This is a genomic window from Streptomyces sp. AC550_RSS872, assembly GCF_019049285.1.
In the GTDB taxonomy this organism is placed as follows: Bacteria; Actinomycetota; Actinomycetes; order Streptomycetales; family Streptomycetaceae; genus Streptomyces.
Map to the genome: position 1 here is coordinate 1 of NZ_JAGMUL010000138.1, position 285 is coordinate 285.

A 285-nucleotide genomic window follows, 5' to 3' on the forward strand; every position below is an offset into this window, starting at 1 on the left:
CCCTCAGACACCCAACAGCGTGCCCGGCACCCCCGCCACTCGTGATCAGCGTTCCACACTCCGAAGAGCAGTACTGGCAGCCCGAGATGACTGAGAGTGCCGAATAACCAACGTTCCACCCATGAGCAACCAGCATCAGACACTCGCCGATGTACTGGCCTCTGACCTCACCCCGAAGGGATCGGTAAGAAGTGCTCCTTAGAAAGGAGGTGATCCAGCCGCACCTTCCGGTACGGCTACCTTGTTACGACTTCGTCCCAATCGCCAGTCCCACCTTCGACAGCT

Annotated in this window: 1 rRNA gene; it reads right to left on the reverse strand. The window is 58.9% G+C overall.

The features are described from left to right. Positions 1–202: 202 nt before the first annotated feature. Positions 203–285, reverse strand: a 16S ribosomal RNA gene (locus KUM44_RS36110); the annotation flags it as partial.